We start from the raw sequence: 9,316 nt of genomic DNA, 5'->3' as shown, positions 1-9,316 counted from the left end.
CTTGTAATTTGCAGCTGAATACTGTGATTATTTGAACCAGATCTTCAACAAGTTCATGCTGTTCAGATTTTTCAGTATTATCAATATTTCCATTTGCGTCCCAATTTCGTAATGTCTGAGCAGATACGCCTATAATTTTTGAGAATTCATGTATAGAATAATATTTACTCAAAGCATCAACTCCTTTCAATAATATTCCAGTCTAGTATCTTATAAAACACAACATCTACTTATATGATTTTTTAATTTATATTTACCTGTTAATAACCTCTCTTTGTTAACTATTTCTCCTCTTCGTCAAGACCTAGTTCATTACATAATTCCTAATTCTTCAAACATTTCATTACCTCTGTCAATCCCGATTTATCTCATCATATGTTGCCTTAGTCTCTGCAGATGTTATATCCATATCATCAAGTTCAATCGTGACATTAATGTAATCATCCGGCTTTTGTTTCAGTTGGGACAAAAGAGCAACTGTCTCTATATGCACCGTATTCGGAAATTGATCAACTGGCGTGATTTTTTTAAGTTCATATCCGCTTTCTCTTAGGAACTTAACATCTCTTGCCAGTGTGGCGCTGTCGCAGCTAACATATACAACTTTTTCTGGCTGCATGTCTACAATGGTCTGTAGCAATGATTCCTCGCAGCCTTTGCGTGGCGGATCTACAACAATTACATCTGCGTGAGCCGTTTCGCCACCGTGGCTCTCCTGATATTCACGGTAATATTCCGGCAGAACTTCCTCTGCCTTGCCTACATAGAATTCCGCATTCGTAATATCATTGATCTTCGCATTATTCCTTGCATCGTCAATGGCCTGCGGTACGATTTCCACTCCATATACCTGCTTTGCTTTCTGAGCAAGGAACAATGAAATAGTTCCGATTCCACAGTAGAGATCCCACACCGTCTCATTTCCATTTAAATCTGCATAATCAAGCGCCAGTCCATACAATTTCTCAGTTTGTACCGGATTGACCTGGTAAAATGAAAGCGGGGAAATCTGATATTTTACATTTCCAATATAATCCGTGATGTACGTCTGCCCCCAGAGCAGTTTTATTTCATTTCCCATGATGACATTAGTTTTTGCCTTGTTCACACTGATTGTGATGCTTGTCATTCCTGAGATTTCACATAATTTATCCACAAGTTTTTCTGCGTGTGGCAGTTTTTCCCCATTAATCACAAGGCAGACCATAATTTCATCAGTTTTGAATCCATAACGGATGAGAACATGACGCACCAGCCCCTTATGCTTTTCCTCGTCGTATGCAGAAATGTGATTATTCTCCATAAAATGCAGAATAATCTCAAGAATTTTCTGATTGACCGCTACACCCAGTGCACAGTCTGTATTCGGAATGATGCTGTGTGTTCTTCCTGCGTAAAATCCAGTGATAATGTGTCCTTCTTTGTCTGTTCCAATTGGAAACTGCGCTTTATTTCGATAATGAAATGGCTCTTCCATGCCAACAATAGGCTGCATGACATTGTCAAGAAGCTCTGTCGGGACTTCTCCGATCCGTTCCAGATTACCACGGACTTTTCCTTCTTTAAATGCAAGCTGGGCTCCATACTTCATCTCCTGAATCTGGCAGCCACCACATCTTCTCGCCATCGGACACGCTGGCTTTTCTACACGATTTTCAGACGGCATAACAATATTCATAAGTCTTGCATAACCGTAGTTCTTCTTTGCCTTCACAATCTTGGCTTCAACCACATCACCGATAATCGCATCTTTTATAAATAACGTATACCCATCTACTTTACCAATGCCTTCTCCCCCGACACCAATATCTTCAATTGCCACTGTAACCAAATCATTTTTCTGCATATTCATACCTCATAATAAGAATTGGGGCACCCCTTTTTGCAAAAAGGGACACCCTTAATCACTGGTGGGGACGTAGTATTTTTACGTTTTGCTACGTCCCCATTACATTACTATATTGTTGTTTTTCTTAAGTTTGACTCGAACAATCTGTTATATCCAAGCCACTCTCCGGCTTTTTTGTCTTTGAATATTTCTTTTAATGTCTGCATCTTGGCGTCTGCGTTGTCGGCAAGATTTAGTGCCATGGCTTCTGCCAGTGCCGGTTTTTTCGGGGAACCGTATTCTAACTCTCCGTGGTGTGCCACGATGCAGTGTTTCAGCTCACTTGCAAGCTGTTTTGGGAATTCTGGAATCTCGCGGATTGCATCATCGATCATCTCGATTCCGATAATGATATGACCAAGAAGCTGTCCATCGTCTGTGTAATCATTTTCCGGGAATGGTGACAACTCAATTGTCTTTCCGATATCGTGGCACATAGCTGCTGTGTAAAGCAGGTCTTTGTTGAGAATATCATACTGTCCAACCATATACTCGCAGAATTTCACAACACTCAATGTGTGCTCCAAGAGTCCTCCGGCAAATCCGTGGTGTACACTCTTTGCTGCGGAATGTCCTTTGAATGTGCGAATGAATTTCTCGTCTTTTTCAAAATAATACTCGATCACTCCACGCAGATACGGATTGCTGATCTGTCTTCCGTAGGAAAGCAGTTCTTCGTACATCCCATCTACACTTTTTTCTGTCGAAGGCATATAATCTGCAGGTATGTATTCACCTTCCTGTGCTTTTCTGATCTGGCGGATGTTCAATTGAAGATTGTTATTATAACTGATGACATCTCCGAATACTTCAATGAAATCTTTCTCATCATAATCAGCAATTCCATTGGAATTCGGATCCCAGACTTTTCCGTCCAGAGTTCCTGTCTTATCCTGAAGTATCAGATTGTCATACGGCTTTCCATTCCGCGTCTCTGCGGATCTCTTTCCTTTACATAAATATATATTTCGAATTGTTTCTCCTTCTACAAGAGTATCAATATATCTCATAATTCGTGCCTTTCTTTTCTTAATTTTATATCAGTCAGCTTCCGCTGACATTTGTTCACTATTTTCTGTTATTGTTGCAACACACCATCATAGTTTCGCATAGTATTCCTTACTGTTTATACCCAACTGTGACTCCAAAGTCAATATCCACATATTCTCCTCCGGTTCCCTGACGTTTTCCACGAACAAGAATTTTATCTCCCACATTTTGCTTCATAAGCGTATTATGATAACCAAGAAGATTGATGATATCTGTATCTGCAATATTGGTAATGATATCACCACTCTGAATTCCTGCTGCCATAGCCGGAGATCCTGCATCGACTTCTTTCACATAAACACCTTGTGGAATTCCCTGTCCCTGCATCTCGCTGCTTACCTCTACACCGGACACTCCAAGATATGGTACATTTTTCCCATTAGAAAGTAATTCTATCACATCTTTGATATCAGAAATTCCATATCCGGAAATCTTATTTGTCTGATCATCTGTTCTGACAGAAGTGTTGATAATTCCAATCACCTCTCCACGGATATTCACAAGAACTCCGCTTCCGGAAATATCTCCTGCCACATCCGTATAAATGGTCTGATACTGTCCATCTGCCTTATCCAGATAATTTTCGCCAGACTCGATTACACCATATCCGGCAATCGTATCACAGCCGTACAATTTCCCGACAGCAATAACTGTATCGCCTTCGGATACAACTTTTGAGCCGCCAAGTGTCGCTGTCTCAATCTGTGCCCATACATCATCCGCAATATTCTTTCTCTGAACTGCATAAACACACAGTCCCAGCCCTGCATCCCGGCTCTTCAAAGTGGCATCGCACTGACTGTCTCCGGAAAATGTAACACGGATGATCTTCGCGTCTTTTACCGGAAGCTCTCCTGCGAGAATCAGAAGTTCCTGACCATTATCTGCCACGATCATTCCGGAAATGCTCTTTTCCTTATCTTCCTGATCTTTCGAAAATTTCTCTTCTGTAACAGCACCCTGAATCTCTACAACACTTTTTCTCACTTCTCCTGACACCTGCTTCAGATTATTCAGCATTTCCTGATAGGTTTCTGTTGTCAGAACGGGTTTCTGTTCCTGGACTTGTTCCTGTTCCTGCTGTGTCTGATCTTTTTCCTGCTGTTCGTCCTGTGGAATTGTTACTTCCGTCGGATCTCCTTCAAATCTCTTCTCCACCCACGGTTTGCACGCAAAAAAAGTAAAGCAGGCCACCAGTCCGAATATTAATCCTAACTGAATCCTTCTAAGGACGTCGTGTTTCCACTTCGCCTGATCTCCTGCCTCATCTTTAATGATTTCCTGTAAAAAAGAATACTCCTCTTCTTCCGAGTTCTGCTTTTGCTCTAATGGTTCTTTCTCATCTTTCATGCGTACACGCAGGCTCCTTTACAAACCTTATATTCAACAAAGAAGATATTTACAGTATACCTTATCCCTCTGCCTTCGGCAACGAGAAAATGAACTCGGTACCGACACCTTCTGTACTGACTACATTAATATTTTCACCGTGAGCCTGTATCGCCTCTTTGACAATTGCAAGCCCAAGGCCAGTTCCTTTTTTATCTTTTCCACGGGACAGATCGGATTTATAAAATCTCTCCCAGATCTTATTCAGTGCATTTCTCGGAATTCCAATTCCATAATCTTTGACCGACGTGTAGATCTTATCCCCACGTTCGGTCGTTTCAATCGTAATGATTGAATCCTGGTCACTGAATTTGATCGCATTATCAAGCAAATTGTAGAGCACTTGCTGAATCTTTCGTTTATCTGCTACTACTTTCAAATGCTTTCTGGCAAAGACCAGCTCAATAGAAATCTTTTTCTGCGTGCAACGTCCCTCAAAGGAGGCTGCCACATTTTTAATCATTTCATGAATGTCAAATGGAACTTTATCCAGTAATAAATTCTTCGTATCGAATTCATTCAACGTAAGGAGATCCTTGGTCAGATCGGTCAGTCTCTCTGTCTCAAATAAAATAATATTCAGATATTTCCCCTGCATTTCCGGCGGGATTGTCCCATCTGCAATTGCCTCTACATACCCTTTGATCGATGTTAAAGGAGAGCGGAAATCATGTGACACATTTGCCACAAATTTCTTCTGATAATCCTCCATATCCCGAAGCTGGGAAGACATGAAGTTCAGCGATGCTGACAGATAACCAATCTCATCTTCTGTGTTCACAGGAATCTCATAGTCCAGATTACCGGACGCATATTGTTTCGCTGCCTCGGTTATCTTGCAGAGCGGTCTGTACACGATAAACTGAATTCCAAGCAAAATGGAAAATGACAACAGATAGATGACTGCAAGTGTGATATACGCTGCATTCATTAACGTAATCTGTAATTGTCCAATCTGAGTCATGCTTTTGTGTATCAGCAGATACCCTTGTGTGGAATATCCATGTACAACCGGTGCAATGACTGTGATCATATCTTCTTTAAAATAATCGTGATATGTTCCGACTTCATACTTTGCGCTGCCAATTTCTGCCGGGTTAAAATCTTCAATCGCAGTCGGTGCTGTCGGATATCCGTCGGAATGTGCGGAAGTGATCATATTACCTTCCCGGTCTACGAACCAGACTGCCCCGTCCAGATGCGCTTCCATTCCAACAAGTTGTGTATGGACAGCACTTTCATCAATCTGTCCAAGGAAATAATGTGGCAAATACTCATTTGCCACCAGGTTCGCTTCCTGATAAACATCCGCAGCCAGATCCCGTTCAAGAGGTTCTTCTGTCAATGTTCTTGTAAGCGTTGCTACTGTGAACAAACTCATGAACCCGAAAATCATATATATGATGATAAATTTTAAATACAATGTACTTTTCATACAATGCCTCTTCTATGTGGTTTCCTGATCTGTTACTTTACTTCAAACTTGTATCCAATGCCCCATACGGTGGCAAGTTTCCAGCCATTATGATCTTTGATCTTCTCGCGCAAACGCTTAATATGCACATCAACAGTACGGGTATCTCCAATATACTCATATCCCCAGATTTGATCCAAAAGCTGCTCTCTTGTAAACACCTGATTTGGCGAAGATGCCAGGAAGTAAAGAAGCTCCAGCTCTTTCGGCGGCATCTCCACATTCTGCCCATCGACCAGAACAGAATAATTCGTCAGATTGATCTCGATTCCCGGGTATTCCACACATTTTCCCTTATCTACTGCAGGAACCTCTGGTTTCGGCACTGCCTGATAACGGCGGAGCACTGCTTTTACGCGCGCCACAAGCTCTTTTGAATCAAATGGCTTCATAATATAGTCATCGGCTCCAAGCTCCAGACCAAGTACTTTATCAAAAACCTCCCCTTTTGCGGAAAGCATGATAATCGGTGTATTTGCCCGCGCACGGATCTCGCGACAGACCTGATACCCGTCAATGCCCGGAAGCATCAGATCTAAAAGTACCAGATTCGGGTGATAGGTGTCGAATGCTACAAGCGCCTTCTCCCCGTCATGAACCATCATCGTGTCAAAACATTCTTTTGCAAGATACAAAGATACAAGCTCTGCAATTGCCTCATCGTCATCCACGATCAAAATTTTCTGTTTATTAACCATTATTTATTCTCCCTGATTTTTGCATTATTTCAGTTCTACAATCGTCACTCCGGCATCTCCTTCGCCAAATGCTCCTAATCTGTAAGATTTCACATGCTTCTGGCGTTTCAGATATTGGTGGATGCCCGCTCTTAAAGCTCCGGTTCCTTTTCCGTGTACCACGCGCACACTTGTCAAATGTGCCAAAGACGCATCGTCCAAATATTTATCCAGCTCTGCGACCGCCTCGTCAACGGTCTTTCCAAGCAGATTGATTTCCGGGCTTACGGACAAAGATTTGCCCATCTTCACCTTACCTTTACTTGTTCTTGCAGCAGTCTTTTTCAGATATGCCGGCTTCTCATCAACAATCTCCAGATCAGAAATGTGTACTTTTGAGCTAAGAATTCCCATCTGAACCATAAGGTTGCCTTTTGTATCTGGCAGTGAATGCACTGTTCCGGTCAGATTCATGCTCAGAACTTTAACCGTCTCGCCTAATTTAAAATCAGATGGCTTATACTGCTTCTTCGGCTTCTTCACTTCCTCTGTCATGCCCTCGCGTGTCTTCTCCATCTTCTTTCTCAGGCGCTCACGCTCTTTTTCCATCTCCGTTGCCGAAACATTGGCCTTTCCAAACTTATGAAAGTTACGCATTGTCTCATCTGCTGTCTCTTTGGCATCTGCCAGAATCGCATGTGCTTTTTCATTCGCTTCTCGTAAAATGCGGTCACGCTGTTCTTCCAGCTTTTCTTTCTTCTGCGCCGTCTCCTGCTTCAGAGCCTCCAGCTCACGGCGGTAAGCCGCAATCTCTTCCTGTTCTTTCGCGATGGTTCGTCTGCTGCTCTCCAGATCTGTCAGCAAGTCCTCAAAAGATTCGTCCTGCTCCGTCAAATGTGTCTTTGCTTCCTCGATGATATAGTCCGGAAGTCCCAGTTTTCCTGCAATTGCAAATGCATTACTCTTTCCTGGGATTCCAAGAAGCAGTCGATACGTCGGGCGAAGTGTCTCCACGTCGAACTCACAGCTCGCATTTTCTACCCCTGGTGTGGACAAGGCATAAACCTTTAATTCACTGTAATGCGTAGTCGCCATAGTACGGATTCCCTGACAATGCAAATGATTCAATATTGCTGTTGCCAGTGCCGCACCCTCAGTCGGGTCAGTTCCAGCTCCAAGCTCGTCAAAAAGTACAAGTGAATCTTCATCCACCTGCTTGATAAATGACACTACATTTGTCATATGTGATGAGAATGTACTTAAGTTCTGTTCAATGCTCTGCTCATCACCGATGTCTGCATAAACTTCACGGAATACACCCAGTTCAGAACGGTCCAGTGCCGGAATATGAAGACCGGCCTGTCCCATGAGCTGAAATAATCCAACGGTCTTAAGTGATACAGTCTTACCACCGGTGTTCGGTCCTGTCACAATCAGAAGATCAAAGTCCTCGCCCAGTGTCAGACTGATCGGAACGACTTTCTTCTTATCTAATAACGGATGTCTTCCCTCGCGGATACGGATCCTTCTCTCCTGATTGAACATCGGTTTTCTGGCATTCATATCCAATGCAAGAGCTCCTCTTGCAAATATAAAATCAAGCTCTGTCAATGTTGCATAGTCCGTACGGATTTCAGAAACATATTCTGCTGCGTCTGCACTCAACCTGGCAAGAATGACCTGAATTTCTTCCTGTTCCTTTCCATATAATTCTTTCAGATCATTATTCAGCTTTACAACTGCCATCGGCTCGATAAATAAAGTAGAACCTGTTGATGACTGGTCATGGATCATTCCCGGGACCTGACCACGGTATTCGGCCTTGACCGGGATACAGTAACGATCCCCACGCATCGTAATAATCGGATCCTGCAAATATGTGCGGAGTGAACCATTCACCATGGAAGACAATGTTGCATGAACCTTATCATTAATCTGCCCCATAGCACGACGGATTCTCTTAAGCTCCGGACTTGCATCATCACTAATCTCATCTTCTGCCGGAATACATCTGCGGATTTCCGTGGACAAAATAGATACAGGAACAAGCTGTTCAAAGTATCCGTCCAATATATCCTGCATATCATCTGCATTGTCATGGCGCCCGTAATTCTTCACATGTCCTGCAGTCTCCAGAACCTTACATATGCGAAGTAACTCCCCACTTCCAAGTGTTCCTCCGATTTCCAGACGCATCATAGATTCACTTACCGGACTACAGCCTCCAAAAGATGGACGTCCTTTCTTTATGATCCGTGTAAATGCTGCGGCCGTTTCTTCCTGCATTCTCTCAATTTCAGAGATTTCCGTCTTTGGTTTTAATTTTCTGCAACGCTCCTGGCCTCCAAAAGAACCTGCGTGCTCTGTCAGTTTTTCAATTATTTTATTGTATTCTAATTTGTATAAAGATTTCTTATTCATCATATTCACCTAGCATTTATTTTACCCTATTTGCGTCCCATTGAAAAGAGCAAAGCGCAAAAGAAAATCCCTGCAAATGAAACTCATCTGCAAGGATTTCCCTGTCTATTCACACATTTATTCACACATAAGATTATTTTACATCATATAACTTAAATCTAAGTCATACATTTTCCAGACTAGCACCCGCCACAGCCGCCGCAGCCACTCTGACTATTACTATTCTTTGGATTATGACAGGAGTGTGGACAATTGGCACACCCACAATCACATCCGATAAATGTACCACTTCTCTTCTTCTTTTGTATCATGCCTCTTATGATCCATGCTACAATCGCAATGATTACAAGTGCTACAATCATTGTAGATAAAATACTTGTCTGTGCTGCCAATGCCATCATAAAATCTCCTTCTTTC

The 9,316-nt window shown here is 42.5% G+C and carries 8 protein-coding genes; all 8 read right to left on the bottom strand.

Annotated features, from left to right (window positions below; all coding sequences use genetic code 11):
- Positions 1-172 (bottom strand): MerR family transcriptional regulator (locus LI149_RS12305; protein WP_227143422.1); only part of this gene is annotated, 172 nt, incomplete at its 3' end.
- Between the two features lie 180 nt (positions 173-352).
- Entirely contained in the window at positions 353-1,846 is a 1,494-nt protein-coding gene (rlmD, locus tag LI149_RS12300) for a 23S rRNA (uracil(1939)-C(5))-methyltransferase RlmD (protein ID WP_227143420.1), read from the bottom strand.
- Between the two features lie 110 nt (positions 1,847-1,956).
- Positions 1,957-2,898: a 3'-5' exoribonuclease YhaM family protein gene (locus LI149_RS12295; protein WP_005338523.1), complete on the bottom strand. Its 942-nt coding sequence runs from the start codon at positions 2,896-2,898 to the stop codon at positions 1,957-1,959.
- Between the two features lie 109 nt (positions 2,899-3,007).
- Positions 3,008-4,288 carry a S1C family serine protease gene (locus LI149_RS12290; RefSeq protein ID WP_168932981.1) on the bottom strand — a complete coding sequence of 427 codons (1,281 nt, stop codon included), beginning with the start codon at positions 4,286-4,288 and terminating at the stop codon, positions 3,008-3,010.
- 61 nt (positions 4,289-4,349) lie between these two features.
- Entirely contained in the window at positions 4,350-5,762 is a 1,413-nt protein-coding gene (locus tag LI149_RS12285) for a cell wall metabolism sensor histidine kinase WalK (RefSeq protein WP_117606918.1), read from the bottom strand.
- Positions 5,763-5,794: 32 nt separating this feature from the next.
- Complete coding sequence (locus LI149_RS12280; RefSeq protein WP_005330374.1) at positions 5,795-6,499, bottom strand: response regulator transcription factor; 705 nt, start codon at positions 6,497-6,499, stop codon at positions 5,795-5,797.
- A 24-nt stretch (positions 6,500-6,523) separates the two neighbouring features.
- Complete coding sequence (locus tag LI149_RS12275) at positions 6,524-8,899, bottom strand: endonuclease MutS2 (RefSeq protein ID WP_227143421.1); 2,376 nt, start codon at positions 8,897-8,899, stop codon at positions 6,524-6,526.
- 179 nt (positions 8,900-9,078) lie between these two features.
- Entirely contained in the window at positions 9,079-9,300 is a 222-nt protein-coding gene (locus tag LI149_RS12270; protein WP_005338531.1) for a FeoB-associated Cys-rich membrane protein, read from the bottom strand.
- Between the last annotated feature and the right edge of the window lie 16 nt (positions 9,301-9,316).

The sequence above is a fragment of the Dorea sp. 210702-DFI.3.17 genome (assembly GCF_020560825.1).
GTDB classification, from domain to species: domain Bacteria; phylum Bacillota; class Clostridia; order Lachnospirales; family Lachnospiraceae; genus Dorea; species Dorea formicigenerans.
The sequence above is the reverse complement of the archived record's forward strand: the minus strand, read 5'-3'. Positions and strand labels throughout refer to the sequence as shown.